Consider the following 20,696-nt stretch of genomic DNA (forward strand, 5'->3'; position numbering starts at 1 on the left):
GGATGGCACGTTAACGGGCAGGCGTCATGCCTTCGAAGGCCGGTGCGTCCTGCAGCTGTTCGCGTGTCACGTTGAGCACGATGCGCTGCGGCAAACCATCGTCGCCGATCTGGGCGGCGTCGTTGTTGGCCGTTTGCGTGGTGTCGGTGTTATTCGACGTTGCAGCACCCGGAGCGGCCGTCTGGTTGCTTGCGGCGCCCATGCCGGTTCCGGCCGGATCCGTCGTGGTGCGTGCGGTGCCCGCAGCTGGCGGCGTGGCGCCGGGCGTTGTCGCAGCACCGGGCTGGGTAGCCGCCGTGGTTTCATTGGAGACGGCGTTCGACTGGGCAGCGGCCGCGTTTGCCTCGTCCTGTGACATGCCGGGGCCGAGCTGCAATGCGCTCATATCCACGGCGACATCCTTTTCACCGATGCCGAGGAAGCCGCCGACGCCGATGATGACGGCATTAACACTGCCGTTCTGGCTGACGAGCACATCGTTGATATCGCCGATGCTTTCGCCTTCGGCGCCATAGACGGCCTTGCCTTCCAGATCACTGAAGCGCCAGGCGCCCTGCCCCGGAACTGTGACGAACGGGCCAGCGGTGGTGGATTCGGTCATGCGGTCCGTGGTGGCCACGCCACCACGGGCGTTATTCTGGTTGGCTGACTGCGCGGGTGTCACAGGTGCCGTTGTGGTCTGCGCCATTGCGGCAAACGGCAGGACGGTCGAAAGAGCCAATGCGGCGATAAGCTTGCGTGTCATGAGTTTCCTCCATGTTTCATTTGCACTGGTTGGCTAACCCCTGCACGCCAGCGTTGTTCCGACATTTTTTGACTAAAGCGAAGGATCAGCTTTGGTCAGGCAGCGAACGGCGGCATCCATATCCGCCGTGTCTGGCGCCTCGAAGTCCAGAAAAAATCCGTTATCGCGAACTTTGCGCGTTGGCGTTATGTCTTGATGCATCCAGCCAGGCGGCGTGCAACAGATGAGCCCGTCGTCTGGAGCGGGGCAGCTGAGGTGAGAGAGCAAAAGGGGCAGGCATGACGCGTGAAACGATCGGCATTATCGGGCTCGGCCGCATGGGCAGCGCCATGGCCGGGCGGCTGGCGGCCGAGGGCTTTTCCGTGACCGGCTGGAGCCGGAGTGGCATCGATCCGGCCCGGGCAAAGGCGCTCGGTATTGCCCGCGCAGAGGATCTGCGGCAACTTGCGGCCTCCTCAACCATCCTGATCCTCTCCCTGATGGATGATGCTGCCGTGTCCTCCATCCTCTGCGCACTTGTCGACACCGGAGAGCTTGCCGGGCGGCTGATCGTCGAGACGAGCACCGTCAGCCCCAAGACACTGAGCCGCCATGTGGGCGCCCTTGAAGCAGCCGGCGCGCGCGCCATTGATGCACCGGTCTCCGGCGGGCCGGAGCAGGTCCTTCAAGGCCTCATCGGGCTTTATATCGGTGGAGCGGACGAGGATTTTCGTCGGTTTCAACCGGTGGCCGAGGCACTGTCGGACCGGATCCATCATATCGGGCCGCTCGGCCAGGGTGCTGCGGCAAAACTCGTCAACAACATGATGCTGCTCGGCCTCTGGCAGACGCTGAAGGAGGCGCTGCAGCTCGGCCAGGCCGCGGGCCTCAGCCGCGAGACCATGCTGCGCTTTCTGGAAAGCAGTCCGACCGAAAGCCCGGCGCTCAAATCCCGCCTGCCGGTGATCCGCGGGGACAGTGATGCGGTCGGCTTTTCGCTGTCTGGCGTGGTGAGGATGCCCGCGTTGTCGCAGGTCTTGCCGAGCAGTTGAATGTTTCCCTGCCGGCCATTCGGGCAGCACTGGAAAGTTTCGAGGAGGCGCAACGCGCAGGCCATGGCGAGGCGGACCTCGCCACCATGGTGCGTGCGGCGACAGATCTGCCAAAGGAGTGAGACGATGAGCGAAAAAGCCCGGATTACCATTCACTACTGCACCCAGTGCAACTGGCTGCTGCGCTCCGCCTGGATGGCGCAGGAACTGCTGCACACGTTTGGCGACAGCCTTGGCGAGGTGGCGCTGATCCCCGGAACCGGCGGCATTTTCGAAATCCGCATCAACGACGCACTCCTCTGGGAGCGGGTACGCGATGGCGGTTTTCCAGGCCCAAAGGACCTCAAGCAGCGGGTGCGTGACGTCATCGCGCCCGATCGCGATCTTGGACACCTTGACCGTTCTTCCAAGGAAAACAAGGGAGATAGCAGCGGAAGCGTTTAATCCCAAGGCTTGCGCGTTTCTGCTAATACACAAGGCCTTGAGAAAAATCGCAGCTGACACAGAAACTTCAAAAAGGCCGTTGACAGGCACCCCCCGGACCAGTACATCGCTCCTCGTCGCCCAGATGGCGGAATTGGTAGACGCGCCAGCTTCAGGTGCTGGTACTCGAAAGGGTGTGGAGGTTCGAGTCCTCTTCTGGGCACCAAATTCCAGTTTCAGACTGTGTCGCACAGTCCGGAAACACATAAAAAAGCTCGGTTCGCCGGGCTTTTTTTGTGCCCGGCGTTTCGAGCAGCAACTCGCTGCGGCCCGGCGTTTGAAGGCAGACCTTTCGGCCGAACTGGTGTAAGGGAGGCGGCATTCGGGCTTCGAAAAGAGAACGCCGTGCGGCGCCCGCCTTTCGGCTACCGCTTGCCGGAAACACCATAACGCGCGCGCGGCATGCAGCCCGCCATGTTGATCAATTGTCGTTCAATCGTTGCTCAGGAGACCACCCGTGCCGAAACCCGTCTTCATCGCCCTCGTCATCCTGCTTGTGCTGTCCATCGTGTTCAGCTTTGTCGGCGTGCTTTCGGTGTGGGGACCGTTTGCGCATCCGCAGGCGTAACAGGGGCAAGGCGGCGGCGACGGTTCAGTCGCGCGGCAGGTCGTAAGGGTTGAGGCCGGGCACCCAGGGGCGGTTGGGCATCTGGGTTCCGGAATAGGTAAAGCCACCCTGCTCGCAGCGGTAGACCTGAACCGGGAGGCTGTCTGACCCGAGAATGCTGTCGCTGCGCCAGCGGCGGTATTCGACGCCGGTGGTGCAGTCGGGGCTGTCGGCGGCCTCCTTGCGCACGCGTGCCTCTTCCGGCACGACGCCCGGCAGGTCCTTGAAGGCGGGGGCGGGATTGGTCCAGTTCGGTTGCGGCCTTGCATCGGATGCCTGCGCGGACACGGCCGGCATCAGGCCAAACGCCACAAGCCCGAAGGACATGAGCCCGACCGACATGAGCCCATGCGCGGCAAAGACACCCGAGAGCCTCACGTGTGATTTTCCAGCCATGTCCCTGCTCCGATCCTCGTCATGCCCCTTCATGTAGTTCGCCCGAGGGGTGATCGCCATCGGCGGATAATACATTTACGTGATCGCTGCGTCCTCAGACCCGCAGGCTTCAGGCAAGCGGTCGGCGAAAACCGGTCGGCTGCTGGTAGAGCCAGCCGATCCGCTCGATGGCGGCATCCAGATTTTCACGCGCTACCGTCATCGTGTGGCCGTTGGCATGCAGCATGGTCTTTTCATCTTCCATGATGCCGACATGGCCCTTCCAGAAAACGAGATCGCCACGCACAAGCTCCTCGCGGGCAATCGGCGTGCCGAACCCCGCCTGCATGTCGCTATCGCGCAGGATTTTTGTGCCCGCCATCATCATGGCGAGTTGTACAAGGCCCGAACAATCGATGCCGAAGCCGGACCGGCCGCCCCAGAGATAGGGCGTCTCCAGAAAGCTCTGGGCAATCGTGACGTAATCTTGCGAGAGAACAGCATCTTCGGGAATGCAGTGGCGGGCAATGACAGCACCGCCGGTCGAGAGAAGGAAATAGCGCGTACCGCGCGTTTCCGCCTCGCCCGTCACCGCGATGCGGCTTCCCATGGACAGCGCATGAAGCGGCACCTTGCGCAGTTCCGCCTCCGGATAAACGAAGGTGCGCGGCACGGCGATGCGGTGCGTCGGCACGGTTGCCGAGGTCAGCTGCGCCTCTGGCAGATAACCGACATAACCATCCTCCAGCGCCTGCACCCAGGCAAAACCCTCCCGCGCCTCGAAGACTTTGACCGGCTCGCCGAACAGCAATTGCGTATCGATGCCGCGCGAAAAGTCCGGGGCGGGCCGAAGATCGGCAACCGGCACGGCGATGGAGGCCATTTCGCCGCGCACGAAGGCGGTGGCATCCACCGTGCCGCGCAGGGTCTCGTCGGCAAGGTCGGGCCGGAAGGCGTTGAGGCGGCGGTCGAGCGCCGGGGTTGCGGTATCGGTCATGGCGGCCCCTCCTCAGGGCGTGGGTCGGCGGGCCTCGTTGCGCACGAGGTCGCCCAGTCTTTCGAGATAAAGCGCGCCGGCAACCGTGCGCTTGATGATGACATTGCGCCGGTCGCGCTCGTCGCGCGCCCGGTCCACCAATTGCAGGGTGCCCATCGTATCCAGCGCGCGGGTGATCACCGGCTTGGTGACCCCCAGCACAGCTGCAAGCCCGCGCACCGTATGAGGCGGCGGCACGAGATAGATGTGCAGGAGAATGGCCAGCTGGCGCAGGCTGAGGTCAGGCCCTTTCTGGCGCACCTGCTCCAGCGTCACGCGGTGGAAAAGGCCGAGCGCTTCGGTGGCGGAGAGGTCAGCTGGCATTCAAACTCCCCGGAATGGGCTTTTTCCTATCCTCAACCGAACGCTGGTCAGCCGCAAGCCCTCCGGCACGCTCAAACCTTCAGCACAGCGACGCAATGTGGCGATAGAGCGCGCGGATCGCCTGCGCCTCGCCGCCAACAGGCGCATGCGGCTTTTCGCCGGGCACCCAGGCAAAGATGTCGAAATGCACCCAGCTCTGGGTGTTTTCGACGAAGCGCTTTAAGAAAAGCGCCGCGGTGATAGCGCCCGCCATGCCGCCGGCCGGCGCATTGGTGAGATCCGCCACCTTGGCGCGCACATCCTTTTCATAACCCTTGTAGAGCGGCAGGCGCCAGATCGGGTCATCCTCGGCAAGGCTTGCGGAGGAAAGACTTGCCGCAAGCGCATCGTCGTCGGTGAAGAAGGGCGGCAGTTCCGGGCCGAGCGCGACGCGGGCAGCGCCCGTCAGCGTCGCCATGTCCACCATCACGTCCGGCGCTTCCTCATCGGCATAGGCGAGCGCATCGGCAAGGATCAGGCGACCCTCGGCATCGGTATTGTCGATCTGGACGGTCAGGCCCTTGCGGCTGCGATAGATATCGCCGGGACGGAAGGCATTGGCGGAAATCGAGTTTTCGACCGCCGGCACCAGCACGCGCAGATCGATGTCGAGGCCGGCATCCATGATCATCAGCGCGAGGCCGAGAACATTGGCCGCGCCGCCCATATCCTTTTTCATCAGCAGCATCGAAGCCGACGGCTTGATGTCGAGACCGCCCGTATCAAAGCAGACGCCCTTGCCGACGAGCGTCACCTTACGGGCGCCCCTGCGGCCCCAGCGCATCTCGAGAAGCCGCGGCGCCTCAGCACTGGCGCGCCCGACGGTGTGGATGAGCGGAAAATTGCGGGTGAGCAGATCCTCGCCGACGATGGACGAGGCCTCGGCGCCATAATGATTGGCAAGCGCGAAAAACACCCGCTCCAGCGCTTCCGGGCCGAAGTCGTTGGTCGGCGTGTTGACGAGATCGCGGGCCAGGAAGACGGCGGCAAGCCCGCGCTCCATCCGGTCTGCATTGAGCCCCTCCGGCAGGGCGAGAAACGCTTCCACGGGCTTTGCCGTGCGATAGGTGTCAAAGCTGTAACCGCCAAGGCCGAAGCCGAGTGCCAGGCGTTCAGGGGCAAGACTTGAGGTTTTGATCGTCCAGGTGCCGGCGGGCAGCAGGCGGGCAAGCTTGCCGGTGAGGAAGGGCTGGTCGGCAGGCGCCTTGCCGAGGCCAAACAGCGCGCCGGCAAGTGTTCCCGCCGGTCCCGGCAGCAGAAGCAGGCTGCCGGCATCGGCCACAAAACCTGCCGCCGTTGCAAAGGCCTTCACCTCTGCCGGAAGGTTAGCTGCCTGAAACTCGTTCGGCGTCAGCGCGTGAACGGTCAGCGCATCTGCATCATGAGGGCGAAACGGGGACGGTCTTTCGATGAACTGGTAGGGAACACGCTGTGCGGGGGCCATGGCTTAATGCTTTCAGAATCGGGCACTTAACGGGTTGTTAGGGTTAACAGACTATTGCTTGAGACAAGAGAGCGCCACCCATGATCTGCATGTCCCGCGTCAGAAAAATGGCCGGCAAGGATAGCTTGCGAGAGACCACGATGACGGCACACCCTTTTTTGCTCCAACCGCACCGGCGCCTGCGTCTGGCGGCGTGCTGCGCGCTCCTGTCGTTTGCCCTTGCCTCCTGCGCCACCGAACGACACGACCGGATGACGACGGGATCTATCCCCTCTGCCGGCTCTGCCCCTTCCCTGTCCAAGCCGCTCGACACGATGACCGGGCCTGAACTTGCGATGGCGGAACGCAGCATGGGAGCGGCCTATGAGCGCAGCCCAAGGGAACGCGCCACCGGGCTTGCCTATGCCAATATCCTGCGCATGAACGGCAAGAACACGCAGGCGCTGGCGGTGATGCAGCAGGTGGTGATCGCATACCCATCCGACCGCGCGGTGCTTGCCGCCTATGGCAAGGCGCAGGCCGGCGCAGGCCAGCTGGAACAGGCGCTTGCGACCATTACCCGTGCCCAGACACCGGATCGGCCCGACTGGCGGCTCTATTCGGCCGAAGGTGCCGTTCTCGATCAGCTTGGCCGTTCCGAGGAAGCACGGCGCAAATATCGCATGGCGCTGGAGAGCCAGCCGAACGAACCGAGCGTGCTGTCAAACCTTGGCATGTCCTATGTGCTGTCGGGCGACCTTAGCACCGCCGAAACCTATCTGCGCACGGCAAGCCAGCAACCGATGGCCGACAGCCGCGTGCGCCAGAACCTCGCGCTCGTCATCGGCCTGCAGGGGCGGTTTGCCGAAGCCGAGCAGATTGCAAACCGCGAGCTTTCACTGGCGCAGGCACAGGCCAACGTGACCTATCTGCGCGACATGCTGGCCCAGCAGAACGCCTGGGCAAAACTTGCCGACAAGGACGGCAAGCCGAAACAGGCGATCCGCTAAAAATCCCGGCGGCGGCTTCGGGAATTTCAGCAAAACTGCGATGCGGTTTTTCGCGCTTTAAATGCAGTAAAACAAAGAGATACAGCATCGAAGGCGACTCTGCTTTCGCCGGCAATGCTCTAGAAGCGGTCGGCGATCTGGATGCCGGCCGGGCCCAGAATGACGGCGATCAGCACCGGCAGGAAAAACAGGATCATTGGCACGGTCAGTTTCGGCGGCAGGGCGGCCGCCTTCTTTTCCGCATCGTTCATGCGCTCGTCGCGGCTTTCCTGCGCCAGAACCCGCAGAGCATGGGCGATCGGCGTGCCATAACGGTCGGCCTGGACAAGCGCTGAGGTCACGGCTTTCACCGTATCGAGCTGCGTGCGGGCGGCAAGATTGTCCAGCGCCATCCGCCGCTCCGGCAGGAAGGACAGTTCCGCCGTCGTCAGCACCATTTCCTCGGCAAGCGCCGGCGATTGCGACGCGATCTCATCGGCCACCCGGCGCATGGCCGCCTCCAGCGAAATCCCCGCCTCGACGCAGATCAGCATCAGATCGAGCGCATCCGGCCAGGCCCGCCGGATGGAGGCCTGCCGTTTGCCGACCCGATTGCTGATGTAGATATTGGGCGCGTAAAAGCCGATATAGGCGGCCACCACAGCTGCCAGCAACCGAATGCCGATTGGATGCCCGGCCAGATTGTTAAGCCCGAAAATCCAGATCAGTGCCAGCGCCAGACACACAAAGGGCAACACGAAACGGCAGACAAGAAAGATATTAAGGGCGTTTTGTGAACGAAGCCCCGCCGCCTTCAGCCGGTTGACGGTATTGTCATCCACCAGGGCCTTGCGCAGATTGAAACGCTCGACGATCTGGCGCACCGACTTGTTGTTCTGGGCACGAAGCGTTGCCTTGGAATGTTCAGCCGTCATGCGCGCCCGTTCGCGCGCCCGCATCTGCTCGCGTTCGGTGGACACCGCCTTCATGCGCTTCTTCAGGTCATCCCCTTCGAAAAACGGCAAAACGACCGTGTAGAGCGTGGCAAACACGGCAATGGCAACCAGAATGGCCACCAGCGTGGCCGGATCGGCAAGCGCGTTTATCAACTGCGTCGGCATGGCCCTTGCCCCTCAAATGTCGAATTTGATCATGGTGCGCATGACAAAAATGCCGAGCGACATCCAGACGGCGGAGAAGATCAGGATCATGTGGCCGCGCGGATCGGAAAACAGCACGTCCAGATACCGCGGCGAGGTCAGGTAGACGAGCACGGCCACAATGAAGGGAAGCGACCCGATAATGGCGCCCGAGGCCTTTGCCTCCATCGACAGCGCCTGCACCTTGGCTTTCATCTTGCGCCGCTCGCGCAGCACCTTGGCGAGATTGCCGAGCGCCTCCGACAGGTTGCCGCCCGCCTGCCCCTGGATGGCGATGACGATGGAAAAGAAGTTGACCTCCGGCAGCGGCATGGTGAGGACCATGCGCGCGCAGGCTTCGGACACGCTAAGCCCCACCTGCTGGCTTTCCACCACCCGGCGAAATTCACCCTTCACCGGCTCCTGCCCGTCGCTTGCAATCAGCCGCATGGCGTCATGCAGCGGCAGGCCGGAGCGGATGGAGCGCGTGATCACATCAAGCGCATTGGGAAACTCTTCCAGAAACCGGTTCTGACGCCGGCTGATCAGCGATGCGAGGACCCAGCGCGGCAGGCCGGCGCCTGCTGCAAAACCCGCGCCGAGGGCCGCCAGCAGCGGCAGGCCGGACAGGAGAAAAAGCAGCCCGACCAGCACGCCAAGCCCGAGAGTGAGCATATGGAAACGACGCGGCGACAACGACAGGCCGGCGCGCGACAGTTTTGCCTTGATGGTGCGGTCTCCAACCTTCCTCGATTGTTCCAGCTGTTTCTTTTCCAGTTCCTTCAACTGGTCCTGGACGGATTTGCGCCGCTTGGACATTTCCTGCACGCGATCCCTGGCCGCCTTCACTTGGCCCCGATCAGCTTCGTTGGCGGCCAGCCGTGTCACCCGGCTCGCAATCGTCCGGTCGGCTTCGAAACCCGGAAATAGAAGCACGTAGCCGAAGGCCACGACGGCAATGGCAACCAGAGCCGCAAGTGCCAGGACCGTCACATCCACTCCGAACATCGCTTCAATCCTAGTTGCTCAGTTTTTCCATCTGGTCGAGGGCAGCCGCCAGGCGCCGTTCCTCGTTGTAATAACGCGCCCGGTCCCAGAAATGCGGCTTGACGATGCCGGTGGAGACATGGCGGCCGATCAGACGGCCGGCCGCATCCTCGCCCTCGATCTCGTAGCGCATCAGGTCCTGTGTAATGATCACATCGCCTTCCATGCCGACCACCTCGGTCACATGGGTGATGCGGCGCGATCCATCGCGCAGGCGCGCCGCCTGAATGATCACATCGACGGAGCCGGACATGATTTCGCGCACCGTTTTTGCCGGCAGCGAAAAACCGCCCATGGCAATCATCGATTCCATGCGGCTCAGGCACTCGCGCGGCGTGTTGGCGTGGATTGTGCCCATGGAGCCGTCATGGCCGGTGTTCATCGCCTGCAGGAGGTCAAAAACTTCCGGCCCACGCACTTCGCCGACGATGATGCGTTCCGGGCGCATGCGCAGGCAGTTCTTGACGAGATCGCGCATGGTGATTTCACCCTCGCCCTCGATATTGGGCGGGCGGGTTTCAAGGCGCACCACATGCGGCTGCTGCAATTGCAGTTCGGCCGTATCCTCGCAGGTGATGACGCGCTCATCGAGATCGATATAACGGGTGAGGCAGTTCAGAAGCGTCGTCTTGCCCGAGCCCGTGCCGCCGGAAATGACGACATTGCAGCGCACCCGGCCGATGATCTGCAGGAGGATTGCGCCCTCCGGGCTGATCGCACCGAACTTCACCAGCTGCTCGAGCGTCAGCTTGTCCTTCTTGAACTTGCGGATGGTAAGTGCCGGGCCATCAAGCGCCAGCGGCGGGGCAATGACGTTGACGCGCGATCCATCCGGCAGGCGCGCATCGCAGATCGGGCTCGATTCATCGACGCGCCGTCCGACCTGGCTGACGATGCGCTGGCAGATGGAGAGAAGCTGGGCATTGTCGCGGAAGCGGATTTCCGATTCGATGGTCTTGCCGGCGACTTCGATAAAGGTCTGGCCGGCGCCGTTCACCATGATGTCGGCAATGTCGTCACGCGCCAGAAGCGGCTCCAGCGGTCCATAGCCGAGCACGTCGTTGCAGATATCCTCGAGCAATTCCTCCTGCTCGGAGATCGACATGACAACGTTCTTGATCGTGATGATATCGTTGACGATATCGCGGATTTCCTCGCGCGCGCTTTCGTTATCGAGACGGGAAAGCTGGGAAAGGTCGATCGTGTCGATCAGGGCGGAAAATATCTGGCCCTTGGTGTCGTAATAGCTTTGCGTGCGGGCCGGGCGGCGGCGGGCACCACCAACGGCCGGTGGCGTTGGCACCGGCGCCTGCTGGCGCGGCTGGCCGGTCCGCGGGCCGGTATCCATCAGCACATCCGGTGCCGAACGCGGTTCCGCAGACAGGGCCGGCGTCGGCACGGATGACGGCAATACCGCCGTTTCGAGCCTTGCAGACTGATCGTTGCCGCGTTTTCCAAACATCGTTTGTGTTTCCAGTCTCTTCAGACAGACATGATCATGCGCGCGACAGAAGGCCGAGCATCCGGCCGAGCCCGCCCTTCTTCTGTTTCTTGATCGAGACGCGGCCGGTCAGGATATGCGCCAGCTGCGAAAAGGTTTCCGCCGTCGGGCATCGCGCATCGATCTCGCAGATCATCCGGCCGCTGTTGGAGGCATTGCCGAACAGCTGCGCCTCGAAGGGAATGATCGCCGTCGGCTCGATTTCCAGCGGCTCGAAGAAATCCGCAACGGGAATTTCCGGGCGCCGCGGCATGCCCACCTGGTTCAGAACCAGATGCGGCGCCCGGTCGTTGGGGCGCAGCTTCTTCAGGGCATCGATGAGGTTCTTGGCGTTGCGCAGATTGGGCAGATCCGGCACGGCGGTAATCACCACTTCGTCCACATCCGACAGCACCGTGCGTGTCCAGTCGGACCAGGCATGCGGCACATCGAGGACGGCAACCGGCGCGCTGCGCTGAAGCACGTCGATCACCGGCTGGAAGGCGCGGGCCTCGAAGTCATAGGCGCGGTCGAGCAGCGAGGGGGCGGCCAGAAGCGACAGATGCTGCGAACATTTGGTCAGCAACCGGTCGAGAAACACCTCGTCCAGCCGCTCGGGCGCATAGACCGCCTCGGCAATGCCCTGGGCGGGGTCCTGATCGAAATCGATATTGGCCGTGCCATAGGCGAGATCGAGATCGGCAAGGATCGTTTCGGTCGAAAACAGCGAGGAAATGCCGAAGGCGCAATTGTGCGCGATGGTGGAGGAGCCGACGCCGCCCTTTGCTCCGATAAAGGCGATGGAGCGGCCGAGCGGTTCGGCATCCGGATCGATGAAGATGGTGGCGATGGCCGACATGAGGTCTGCCATCCGGACCGGACCGACCAGATATTCGGAAATGCCGTTGCGGATCAGTTCGCGGTAGAGGGTGATATCGTTGTGGCGGCCGATGAGGATGACGCGTGTCGTCGGATCGCAGACGGCGGCAAGCGGTGCCAGTTCGCCAAGCAGGGTATCCGGCGCCGCATCGGTTTCGAGAATGATCAGATTGGGCGTCGGGGCTGCGGCAAACATGTTGGCGGCCGCCGACGTGCTGCCGCTCGTGACGCGCAGGTTGACCTTGGCCATGCGCCGGTCCTGCCCCAGCCGCTCGATCACCGTGTGAAGGGCCTCGCTGTCGCAGAATGCATGCACGGAAATGCGCGGCAGCGGTCTCAGCGCATCCATGTCACCCGGCCGCAGCGTTTCCTCGTCGCCCGGTGGGCGATCGGCTGTGCGGATATCGTAATCGATGGCGCTCATCTTTCTGGTGTCCTGCAATGCCGCATTAGTCTGAAGACGGATCGCCGCCGGACCGGTAAAGCCCGATGACGGTGGAGCGGCGTGCCGCATCGATCGGGGTTACCCCGCGCGGTGCAATCAGGTCCGACGGATTGGCGATCTGGGCGGCGAGATTGTTCTGGCTGGCGCAGCCGAAATTATACCAGTTGCGATTGCCGGCCGTATCGTTGGACAAATCCTCCGGCCATTCGCCGCAAGGGGCGGTCACCGCACGGGTGGCGACGAAGGAAAGCCGGATCGGCGCCGCATCGCCCTCCGCCTGCGCGGCATAGCCGGTCAGCACGATCCGCTGGCTGCGAATGCCGGAGGCGGCAAGCGTGGCGCGGATATCCTGTCCGAGACGGGCTGCTGCGGCCGCGTTGGGCGAACCATGCGGCATCTGGATCTGCATCTGGCCGGCCGAGGAGGCGGCAAAGGTCTGGGCAAAACCCTTGATCGTATCCTTCATGCCGATGGTGAGCCGCGTATCGTTTGGCCCGACGGGAATGTCGAGCGCGTTCTGCGCCTCGGTCAATACGATCGGATGACGCTCGCGGTAATCCATCGGGATGGAGCCGGTGGTCATCTCCTTGTTGGCGCAGCCCGCCGTGAGGCCAACTGGCAGGGCAAGCGTTGCAAGGCAGGCGGCGCGAAATGCGATGCGGTTCATGTGCTTGCGCCTCTCATTTGTAGATGAAGCCGACGGCGCCGTGATAACGGCCGGCGACGGCCTGATCCTTGCGCCCGTAGAGCTTGTTGACCCGATTGAGGAAAAACATCGCGCCGTCCGCCTCCGGGTTAAAATTGTCGTCGGGCCGGGCCAGCTGGTTGCGCGCCACCGGCCGCACCAGATAGGGCGTGGCGATGATGACCAGTTCGGTTTCGTTGCGGATGAAATCCTTGCTGCGAAACAGCGTGCCGAACACCGGCACCTTGGAAATGCCGGGAAGCCCGGACATGGCTTGCCGCACATTGTCCTGCACGAGGCCGGCAATGACGATCGAGCCGCCGGAGGGAAGTTCGACGCTGGTGGACGCCTCGCGCTTGCGCAACGAAAGATATGTCGAGCCGGGGATAGAGTTCGACGTGCCGTTGCCCGTGGCGATGGAGCCCTCGTAGGTCGGCTCCGAGACATTGGTCTCGATCTTCAGGCTGATGCGGCCGGCCGACAGCACGACCGGGCGGAAATTCAGTTCGACGCCGTAATCGACGGTTTCCACCGTGCGGCTGACGGTCGCCTTGCTGTCATCGTCGATATCGACCTCCTGCTGGCCCGCGAGGCGATACTGGCCGCCGACATAAAATTTGGCCTGTTCGCCGGAAATCGCCGTGAGGCTGGGTTCGGCCAGCGTGCGCATGACGCCCGCCTGTTCCATGGCATTGACATAACTTGCAATGCTGGTGGTGCCGATCGATCCCACCACGCCGCCGATGCCGCCGGCATCGATGGCATTGCCAAGATTGGCCGGATTGGCAAAGGAAATGCCGCCGCTGGCGCGCCCGCTGGTGGAGACCGAGCCATTAAAGCCGAGCTGTTTCAGCACCTGACGGCTGACTTCGGCGACCGTGACCTTCAGCGTCACCTGGTCCTCGCCCTCGATGGTGAGAAGGTTGACGATCTGCGACACCTGGCGGTCCTCGGCAAAGATCGCCACATCGCCGTTTTCGGCCGAACTGCTGGCCGTCTGGTTGCGTGTCGTCGCCTCGCCGCCCTGCAGGAAGGCGCGGGCGAGCTTTTCTGCCTGCGCCGCATCCTGCGGTGTGCGCACCGTGCCGGTCAGCACGATGTTATCGGAGATGATTTCGACCTTGATATCGGATTCCGGCAGGAACCGGCGCAGGTTCTGCTGGAGACCGGTGATATCGCGCTCGATCTCCAGATCGAGACTGACGATCTCCTCGCCGCCCGGCCCGAAGATAAAAATGTTCGTCTGTCCCACCGACTTGCCAAACAGGTAGATGCGCCGCGACGTGCGGGTGACGGCGTCCGCCATAGTCGGGTCGGCGACAAGAATATCATGCGCGTCGCTCGGCAGGTCCACCACCAGCGCCTTGTTGAGCCCAAGATTGAGGCGCTTGCGCACCCCCCGTCCCGCTTCGGTGATGCGGATGACGCTCTGTTCGGCAGCAACGGCCGATATGGGAGCGCCGGAGAGGACTGCGACCGGAAGATCGGTGACAGCAAGGCTTGCTGCAAGCACGGAAACGGCAAGGCAACGGACGCGTCTGGTTTCAGGCTTCATGGCGATGTTTCCTGCCCCCGTCATCGCTGCACCGAAGCCGTTGCACCGGCCCTGACGATGGTGCCGGACTTGATCACCTGCACCTCGGCCTTGCCATCGCTTCCGGCAAGAAGGTAATCGGCCACTTTCGTATCGGTCTCCTGCGCATCGGCGACAGAGCGCAGAGCCAGCGTCAACCGCTCGGCCATCTGCTGGGCAACGGTGATGACGCGGGCCTGGTCCGGCGTCAGTTCCAGCGTTGCGGTCGTTCCGATCACCGAGCGGGTGCCATCATCCTTTTCCTCGACATTCTGGTCGATGGCGAGGATGCGGATATTGTTGAGCACGGTCTCCGTCAGATAACGGCCCTCGTCATTGCGCCTGACCATGATGACATCGACGCGGTCGTTCGGCAGCACGAAGCCACCGGCACCGGTGGCAACGGATATTTCGGTGGCAACGGCCCGTTTGCCCGAGGGCAGCAGCGACGACATGATGCGGTTGGAGGAATCGGCAACCTTTTCGGCGCGCACGGGTTCACTGGCAAACATCGGCAGGCGCACCACAAGCCCCACCAGCTCCTGAATGGCCTGCGGGCGCGCCGCATCCGTGATGAAGCCTTCCGCAATGCCGCCCTGGGGCCAGGCCATCCAGCGAATCGAATTTTCCGTGAGCCTGCTGCCGACCGCGAGGTTTTCGGCCGAGACCAGCACATTGACCGTCGGCTCCCGGCGGATGACATCCGCCACCTGCTGCGAAACGCCCTTGTCGCCCGCCAGCCGCATGGCGAGCACACCGGCAAGGCCGGCCGCAACGATAGCGACAATGAGGATGACGAGACGGGCGGGTTTCATGACATGACCTTGTACGGGGCAGAATTAACCCCCGCAGGATGGTCGTCATTGGTGGAAATATAGTTAATGCAGCCCTTAGGGAAATGGTTAATAACCGCTAACCATTGGCCGACACTCTTAACCTTTCGTTAGGATATCCGGCATTTCGCCCTCACAGCACGGCCCTCACGAGGGTTGCGATCGGTGTGCTGCCGAAGGTGAGAAAACCGCCGATGGCAATGGCGATGCCATAGGGGATCTTGCGCGCCGTCACCAGCGAGGCGGGTAGCCGAAGGCCGAGCGACTGGAGACGATGCGCCTGCGAACGGATGAGCAGGATGACCAGCGTCAGCGCACCGCCGACAAAGGCGACGGTCACAAGGTATTCGAAAAGCGACATAGTAAAACCGTACCAGAGCGCGACTGCCGTCAACAGTTTGGCATCGCCGCCGCCCATGGCATTGAGCGCAAAGAGCGCAAAACAGGCGCAAAAGACAGCCATGGCGGCAAGGCACGACCAGCCGATGGCAGAAAACCCGAGCCCGGCAAGGCCGGCAACGGGGAAGAACAGCAGCACCAGCATCAGCGGGATTGCGTTCGGGATCTTCATAGTCAGAAGATCGCTGACCGCCGCAAGAGCGAGGCCGAAAGGCAGGATGCCAAGGACAAGGCTTGCGATCATAGACCTATCCCATTGTTCAGGCGTGCGCATGGGCTGTCATGGCGGGCGGAAAAACACAAAAAAGCCGCCACGCGGCGGCTCCCCATCCTGCGGAAACGCGTGGACCGTCAGTGGGCGGCGTTTGCGGTGGACATCTTGGTGGAGATACCGTTGAACGTGTTGCTGAGGTTGTTGCCGAGCGTGCTGGCGCCAGCAATCAGGGCCACGGAAATCAGCGCTGCGATCAGGCCGTATTCAATCGCTGTCGCACCCGATTCATCCTTCAGGAAACGTGCGAAAATCTTGGACATCATTCTCTCCTAGTCAGGGTCTTATGCAGCAAGCAAAGCCGACAACTGTTGTCCGCTGTTCGGTGACCGACAAATTACGAGGAGTGCATTTCCATGAGCTTAAGATTTCTGGTTAGCAAAACTCTAACGGTGAAAGTGGGGCGTGCATGGTGAAGGACGACTGAAGCATTTTTTGACGGCAACCCGGCTGCATCGGCGCCAATGAGGCATTCCTGATACACCTTGCCGAGCAACGCATCCCGCCATCTGCTTGTCGGCAAAGCGCGACCGGTAAACGAAAACTTGCGCCAAGCCCCTGTCCCAGAATGAAAAAGCCGAGCGATAACCACGCCTTCACGCTTCATTCACCATTAACGCCCATGCTTTTGATGGACGTTATCCCCCACTGAAGGCTGCTTTTTCATGTCGCGCATGCCCCGCTTCCTCCTGGCTTGCCTGTCGTTGCTCTCCACGACCGGCTTTGTCCCTGCCGCGCATGCGCAGGGCGCAGATGGGCTCTTGCGCGTCTACATGAACCAGGCGCGGGTGCTGAAGCTCGACCGGCCGGTTGCCAAGGTGATCATCGGCAATGCCGAGGTGGCGGATGCGACGGTTGCGGACCCGACGACGATCGTGCTGACCGGTCGCTCCTTCGGCACGACCAATCTCGTTTTGCTGGATGCGGCCGGCGATGCCATTGCCGACGAACGCATTCTGGTCTCGATCGACGAAGGCAATACGGTGCGGGTCTATCGCCAGACGGAGCGCACCGTGCTGTCCTGCACGCCGGCCTGCGAGCAGAACGCCAGGACCGCCAGCAACTGATCCCCGAAGAAACTTGGGACACAACATCTGATCCTGTGTCGGATTGCTGCAAATCGCGGTCTCCGGGAAACGGAATCTCAAGACAATGTCCCTAGCCTTTGTGAGGCGGCATCGGTGCAAGGCAGCGTTCGCTTTGCCAAGCCGCACAACAGAGGCAGCACGCAGCATGGTACGTCACACGTGACGCTCCGCCTTCAGGATGACACGGGACCGGGAGAGGACGGATGGGCCAGACTGACGATCATCTTCCCGCCCGACCAGGCCCGTCCCGGCGGGTGTCGCGGCGTTTTAACGATCGCAGGCCAGGCTTCTGGCGCGCTGAGGATGGGGCGGCGGCCATCGAGTTTGCCATTCTCGCCATTCCCTATTTCCTGATCGTCTTTGCCATCATCGAGACGTTTGTGGCCTTCACCGCCGAACAGCTGGTGTCCAATGCGGTGGAGAACGTCTCGCGGGACTTGCGCACCGGGCGTATCACCTATGGCCTCAACCGCACGACAGACAAGGATGAAACCGCCTTTCGCACGCGCTTCTGCGACGAGATTTCCATTCTCATCCACTGCTCGCCGGCCGAGATTGCAACGCCGAGCGAGCTTTATCTCGATGTGCGCAGCTTTTCCTCCTTTGCCGCGATCCCGAAAACGATCCCGCGCGTCTCGGCCGATACCTATGCCGATCTCGATACCACGTCCTTTGCCTATCGGCCCGGCGGGGCCAAATCGATCAACATGGTGCGCGCCTATTATCGCTGGCAGGTGATCACCGACCTGGTGCGCCCCTATATCACCACGATCCGCCCGAGCGACGGCTCGCTGCCGCGCGACTTCCTTATCATCGCAACGTCCGCCTTCCAGAACGAGGATTACCCGTGATGGATGGCAGGCAGCGTCGCGGCATCCTCCTTGCGCTCAACCGGCTGATCAAATGCCGGCGCGGCGTCGGCAGCGTGGAATTTGCCATTCTGGCGCCGATCCTGATCTCGCTCTACATCTGCTGTTTCGAACTGACGATGGGGCTTTCCACCGCCAAGCGCGTGACCCGCTCGGCTGCGACCGTCGCCGATCTCGTGACCCAGCAAACCTCTGTCAACAAGACCTTCCTTGCCACCATGCTGGATGTGACGCAGGCGATTTTCGTGCCCTATGACGCACGCGGCATCAGCCTGAAGATTACCGGCATCACCATGGACCAGTCAGCGGCCCCGAAGGTTTTATGGTCGTGGCAACAGGATGGCAGCAGGCCCTATGCGGCCGGCACCGTGGTGAACGATGTGCCTGATGACCTGAAGAGCGCCAACAGCTTTCTGGTTCGCGCCGAGCTTTCCGTGCCGCACACGCTGCTGATGTTTTTGCCCGGGCTGCTTTCAGCAGAGACACGCAGCATCACCATCCGCCGGACCTATTTCTACCGGCAGCGTGTCGGCGACAGCATTGCATGCTCTGATTGCTGACGGCAGGCTTTGCCAACCGCACCGGTCCTCTGTATGAGAAGGTTTTGACACTGGCCCGGCTGACACCGCGTGCCGGACGCCCTTTGAGACCAGGTGAACGATGGCCCGTGCCTTTCTTTTTGTCCTCGATTCCTTCGGCATCGGTGGCGCGCCCGACGCAGAACATTACAACGACCTTGGCGCCAACACGCTGGGGCATATCGCCGAATTCTGCGCAGCAGGTGCTGCCGATCGTGCCGGGCTGCGCAAGGGGCCGCTGAGGCTGCCCAACATGTCGGCGCTTGGCCTTGTGCATGTGGCAAAACTTGCCAGCGGCGAGCTGCCGGCGGGAATGGCCGTGCCGGAGCGGGTGTTTGGCCTGCATGGCGCTGCCAGCGAAGTTTCGCGTGGCAAGGACACGCCATCGGGCCACTGGGAAATCGCTGGTACGCCGGTAATGTTCGACTGGGGGTATTTTCCCGCAGAAGGTGATGCCTTTTCGCCGGAGTTGGTGGAAGCCATCTGTCGTGAGGCCGACCTTCCCGGCATTCTGGGCAATTGCCACGCCTCGGGAACCGACATCATCGCGGCCCACGGCGAAGAACACATTCGCAGCGGAAAGCCGATCTTCTACACCTCGACCGATTCCGTTTTCCAGATCGCCGCGCACGAGACCCATTTCGGCCTGGATCGGCTGATTGCGCTTTGCCAGATCGTACGCCGGCTGATCGACCCGTTGAACATCGGCCGCGTCATTGCCCGGCCCTTCCTCGGCGAAACCGCAGAAACCTTCGAGCGTACAGGCAATCGGCGTGATTTTTCCGTGTTGCCACCGGAGCCGACATTGCTCGACCGGCTGGTGGAGGCCGGCCGCACGGTGCATGCGGTGGGCAAGATCGGCGATATCTTTGCCCATCAGGGTGTGTCGCACGTGATCAAGGCCAACGGCAACAAGGCGCTGATGGATGCCACGCTTGCCGCCATCGAGGAGGCTCAGGATGGCGATCTCGTCTTCACCAATTTCGTCGATTTCGACATGCTCTACGGCCACCGCCGCGATGTGCCCGGTTATGCGGCAGCGCTCGAAGCGTTTGATCGGCGGCTGGTCGACGTGCATCGGCGCATGAAACCGGGCGACCTGATGCTGCTGACGGCCGACCACGGCTGCGACCCCACCTGGCGCGGCACGGACCACACCCGCGAACGCGTGCCGATCCTGACCTACGGCCCCGGCATCGGCGCCGGCGCCATCGGCATCCGCGACACGTTCGCCGACATCGGCGAGACGGTGGCGGCCCATCTCGGCATCGCGCCCGGCCCCCATGGACGGAGTTTCCTGTGACGGATCATCTGCTGAAAGCTGAAATCCACTGCCACATCGAAGGGGCGGCCCCGCCCCATCTGGCCTTGCTTCAGGCGGAAAAATACGGCGTCGACCCACAAGGCTTCATGCACGGCGACACCTATGCCTGGACCGATTTTGCCGAATTCATCCTGGCCTATGACAAGGTGGCGGCGCTGTTTCGCACGGAGGAGGATTATGCCATCCTCACCGAAAGTTATCTGACCGAGCTTGCCGCCATCAACACGATCTACAGCGAGATCATCGTGTCGCCCGACCATGGCGACCGCATCGGCCTCGGTGCCGACGCCTATCTCGCCGGCATTACCGACGGAATTCTGGCGGCGAAGCAAAAGACCGGCATCGAAGCCCGCATCATCGTGACCGGCGAGCGGCATTTTGGCCCTGATCGCGTGATTGCCGCCGCCGACTATGCCGCACGCAGCAAAAACTCGCTGGTGACAGGCTTTAACATGGCCGGCGAAGAGCGCATGGGGCGGGTCGCCGATTATGCCCGCGCCTTCGACATTGCCCGCGATGCAGGCCTTGGCCTCACCATCCACGCCGGCGAAGTCTGCGGCGCCTTTTCCGTCACCGACGCGCTCGATCTCGTCAAACCCTCGCGCATCGGCCATGGCGTGCGCGCCATCGAGGACGACGCGCTGATTGCGCGGCTCTCCGAAACAGGCGTGGTGCTGGAGGTCTGCCCCGGCTCGAATGTCGCCCTGTCGGTTTATCCCGATTTCCAAAACCATCCGCTACGCCGGCTGTTTGATGCGGGCGTTCGCGTGTGCATCAATTCCGACGACCCGCCGTTTTTCCGCACCTCGCTGAAACGCGAATACGAGGTGGCCCACGCGGTGATGGGGTTCAGCGAGGCCGAGATCAACAAGATGACGCGCACGGCGCTGGAATGTGCCTTCGTGGATGAGGAAACAAGAGCGAAACTTCACGCGCGTTTCGATGCCGCTGGGGATGATGCGCCAAACAAGCCTTGAGCGCTTGCGGTCTTTCCGGTTTCCGTGGAAGAAAGAATGAAACGATCAAGAAGAAGA

23 protein-coding genes and 1 tRNA gene are annotated in these 20,696 nt (G+C 62.4%); 10 read left to right on the forward strand and 14 right to left on the reverse strand.

Going from position 1 to position 20,696, the window contains the following annotated elements; all coding sequences use genetic code 11:
* Window positions 1-10: 10 nt before the first annotated feature.
* Window positions 11-745: a PRC-barrel domain-containing protein gene (locus AC4CWH_RS15245; RefSeq protein WP_491319392.1), complete on the reverse strand. Its 735-nt coding sequence runs from the start codon at window positions 743-745 to the stop codon at window positions 11-13.
* Window positions 746-1,023: 278 nt separating this feature from the next.
* Between AC4CWH_RS15245 and AC4CWH_RS15250 the strand changes: the two genes are divergently transcribed.
* The 4 genes from AC4CWH_RS15250 to AC4CWH_RS15265 all read left to right on the forward strand — a co-directional run bounded on the left by AC4CWH_RS15250 (window position 1,024) and on the right by AC4CWH_RS15265 (window position 2,425).
* Window positions 1,024-1,776, forward strand: a complete 753-nt coding sequence (locus tag AC4CWH_RS15250) for an NAD(P)-dependent oxidoreductase (protein WP_491319393.1) — start codon at window positions 1,024-1,026, stop codon at window positions 1,774-1,776.
* Window positions 1,773-1,898 (forward strand): hypothetical protein, encoded by a 126-nt coding sequence (locus AC4CWH_RS15255; protein ID WP_491319394.1) that lies wholly within the window; start codon window positions 1,773-1,775, stop codon window positions 1,896-1,898. Before AC4CWH_RS15250 ends, AC4CWH_RS15255 begins: the two co-directional genes overlap by 4 nt.
* A 4-nt stretch (window positions 1,899-1,902) precedes the next feature.
* The gene (locus AC4CWH_RS15260; RefSeq protein ID WP_491282895.1) at window positions 1,903-2,220 is read left to right on the forward strand and encodes an Rdx family protein; all 318 of its coding nucleotides are present in this window, start codon (window positions 1,903-1,905) and stop codon (window positions 2,218-2,220) included.
* Window positions 2,221-2,338: 118 nt separating this feature from the next.
* Window positions 2,339-2,425, forward strand: a tRNA-Leu gene (locus AC4CWH_RS15265).
* A 426-nt stretch (window positions 2,426-2,851) separates the two neighbouring features.
* Here the strand turns inward: AC4CWH_RS15265 and AC4CWH_RS15270 are convergent.
* The 4 genes from AC4CWH_RS15270 to AC4CWH_RS15285 form a co-directional block, all read right to left on the reverse strand.
* Window positions 2,852-3,262, reverse strand: a complete 411-nt coding sequence (locus tag AC4CWH_RS15270; RefSeq protein WP_491319395.1) for a hypothetical protein — start codon at window positions 3,260-3,262, stop codon at window positions 2,852-2,854.
* A gap of 109 nt (window positions 3,263-3,371) precedes the next feature.
* A complete protein-coding gene (locus AC4CWH_RS15275) occupies window positions 3,372-4,238 on the reverse strand; it encodes a C40 family peptidase (protein WP_491319396.1) in 867 nt (288 codons plus the stop codon).
* 12 nt (window positions 4,239-4,250) lie between these two features.
* Entirely contained in the window at window positions 4,251-4,601 is a 351-nt protein-coding gene (locus AC4CWH_RS15280) for a MarR family transcriptional regulator (RefSeq protein WP_491282898.1), read from the reverse strand.
* Between the two features lie 79 nt (window positions 4,602-4,680).
* Entirely contained in the window at window positions 4,681-6,084 is a 1,404-nt protein-coding gene (locus tag AC4CWH_RS15285) for a leucyl aminopeptidase family protein (protein WP_491319397.1), read from the reverse strand.
* Between the two features lie 140 nt (window positions 6,085-6,224).
* On the opposite strand from AC4CWH_RS15285, the gene AC4CWH_RS15290 reads away from it, so the two are divergent.
* Window positions 6,225-7,073 carry a tetratricopeptide repeat protein gene (locus AC4CWH_RS15290; protein WP_491319398.1) on the forward strand — a complete coding sequence of 283 codons (849 nt, stop codon included), beginning with the start codon at window positions 6,225-6,227 and terminating at the stop codon, window positions 7,071-7,073.
* Window positions 7,074-7,192: 119 nt separating this feature from the next.
* Here the strand turns inward: AC4CWH_RS15290 and AC4CWH_RS15295 are convergent, their stop codons facing one another.
* From AC4CWH_RS15295 to AC4CWH_RS15335, 9 genes are all read right to left on the reverse strand, one after another.
* Window positions 7,193-8,173: a type II secretion system F family protein gene (locus AC4CWH_RS15295; protein WP_491319399.1), complete on the reverse strand. Its 981-nt coding sequence runs from the start codon at window positions 8,171-8,173 to the stop codon at window positions 7,193-7,195.
* Window positions 8,174-8,185: 12 nt separating this feature from the next.
* Complete coding sequence (locus tag AC4CWH_RS15300; protein ID WP_491319400.1) at window positions 8,186-9,199, reverse strand: type II secretion system F family protein; 1,014 nt, start codon at window positions 9,197-9,199, stop codon at window positions 8,186-8,188.
* Window positions 9,200-9,209: 10 nt separating this feature from the next.
* Entirely contained in the window at window positions 9,210-10,700 is a 1,491-nt protein-coding gene (locus AC4CWH_RS15305) for a TadA family conjugal transfer-associated ATPase (RefSeq protein ID WP_491319401.1), read from the reverse strand.
* A gap of 34 nt (window positions 10,701-10,734) precedes the next feature.
* Window positions 10,735-12,021 carry a CpaE/TadZ family protein gene (locus AC4CWH_RS15310; protein WP_491319402.1) on the reverse strand — a complete coding sequence of 429 codons (1,287 nt, stop codon included), beginning with the start codon at window positions 12,019-12,021 and terminating at the stop codon, window positions 10,735-10,737.
* 25 nt (window positions 12,022-12,046) lie between these two features.
* Window positions 12,047-12,709, reverse strand: a complete 663-nt coding sequence (locus tag AC4CWH_RS15315; RefSeq protein ID WP_491319403.1) for a CpaD family pilus assembly protein — start codon at window positions 12,707-12,709, stop codon at window positions 12,047-12,049.
* A gap of 13 nt (window positions 12,710-12,722) precedes the next feature.
* Window positions 12,723-14,282 carry a type II and III secretion system protein family protein gene (locus tag AC4CWH_RS15320; protein ID WP_491319404.1) on the reverse strand — a complete coding sequence of 520 codons (1,560 nt, stop codon included), beginning with the start codon at window positions 14,280-14,282 and terminating at the stop codon, window positions 12,723-12,725.
* Window positions 14,283-14,302: 20 nt separating this feature from the next.
* Window positions 14,303-15,115, reverse strand: a complete 813-nt coding sequence (gene cpaB / locus AC4CWH_RS15325) for a Flp pilus assembly protein CpaB (RefSeq protein ID WP_491319405.1) — start codon at window positions 15,113-15,115, stop codon at window positions 14,303-14,305.
* Between the two features lie 151 nt (window positions 15,116-15,266).
* Window positions 15,267-15,776, reverse strand: a complete 510-nt coding sequence (locus AC4CWH_RS15330) for an A24 family peptidase (RefSeq protein WP_491319406.1) — start codon at window positions 15,774-15,776, stop codon at window positions 15,267-15,269.
* A 107-nt stretch (window positions 15,777-15,883) separates the two neighbouring features.
* Window positions 15,884-16,066 carry a Flp family type IVb pilin gene (locus tag AC4CWH_RS15335; protein ID WP_210103870.1) on the reverse strand — a complete coding sequence of 61 codons (183 nt, stop codon included), beginning with the start codon at window positions 16,064-16,066 and terminating at the stop codon, window positions 15,884-15,886.
* Window positions 16,067-16,468: 402 nt separating this feature from the next.
* On the opposite strand from AC4CWH_RS15335, the gene AC4CWH_RS15340 reads away from it, so the two are divergent.
* The 5 genes from AC4CWH_RS15340 (at window position 16,469) to AC4CWH_RS15360 (ending at window position 20,639) form a co-directional block, all read left to right on the forward strand.
* Window positions 16,469-16,870 carry a pilus assembly protein N-terminal domain-containing protein gene (locus AC4CWH_RS15340; protein ID WP_491319407.1) on the forward strand — a complete coding sequence of 134 codons (402 nt, stop codon included), beginning with the start codon at window positions 16,469-16,471 and terminating at the stop codon, window positions 16,868-16,870.
* Between the two features lie 224 nt (window positions 16,871-17,094).
* The gene (locus tag AC4CWH_RS15345; RefSeq protein WP_491319408.1) at window positions 17,095-17,742 is read left to right on the forward strand and encodes a TadE/TadG family type IV pilus assembly protein; all 648 of its coding nucleotides are present in this window, start codon (window positions 17,095-17,097) and stop codon (window positions 17,740-17,742) included.
* Window positions 17,742-18,320, forward strand: coding sequence for a TadE/TadG family type IV pilus assembly protein (locus tag AC4CWH_RS15350; protein WP_491319409.1), 579 nt, complete (start codon window positions 17,742-17,744; stop codon window positions 18,318-18,320). The genes AC4CWH_RS15345 and AC4CWH_RS15350 overlap by 1 nt, the downstream gene beginning before the upstream one ends.
* A gap of 100 nt (window positions 18,321-18,420) precedes the next feature.
* Complete coding sequence (locus AC4CWH_RS15355; RefSeq protein WP_491319410.1) at window positions 18,421-19,641, forward strand: phosphopentomutase; 1,221 nt, start codon at window positions 18,421-18,423, stop codon at window positions 19,639-19,641.
* On the forward strand, window positions 19,638-20,639 hold the full coding sequence (locus tag AC4CWH_RS15360) for an adenosine deaminase (RefSeq protein ID WP_491319411.1): 1,002 nt from the start codon (window positions 19,638-19,640) through the stop codon (window positions 20,637-20,639). The genes AC4CWH_RS15355 and AC4CWH_RS15360 overlap by 4 nt, the downstream gene beginning before the upstream one ends.
* Window positions 20,640-20,696: the final 57 nt, after the last annotated feature.

Source organism: Neorhizobium sp. PAMB6716, from assembly GCF_058242805.1.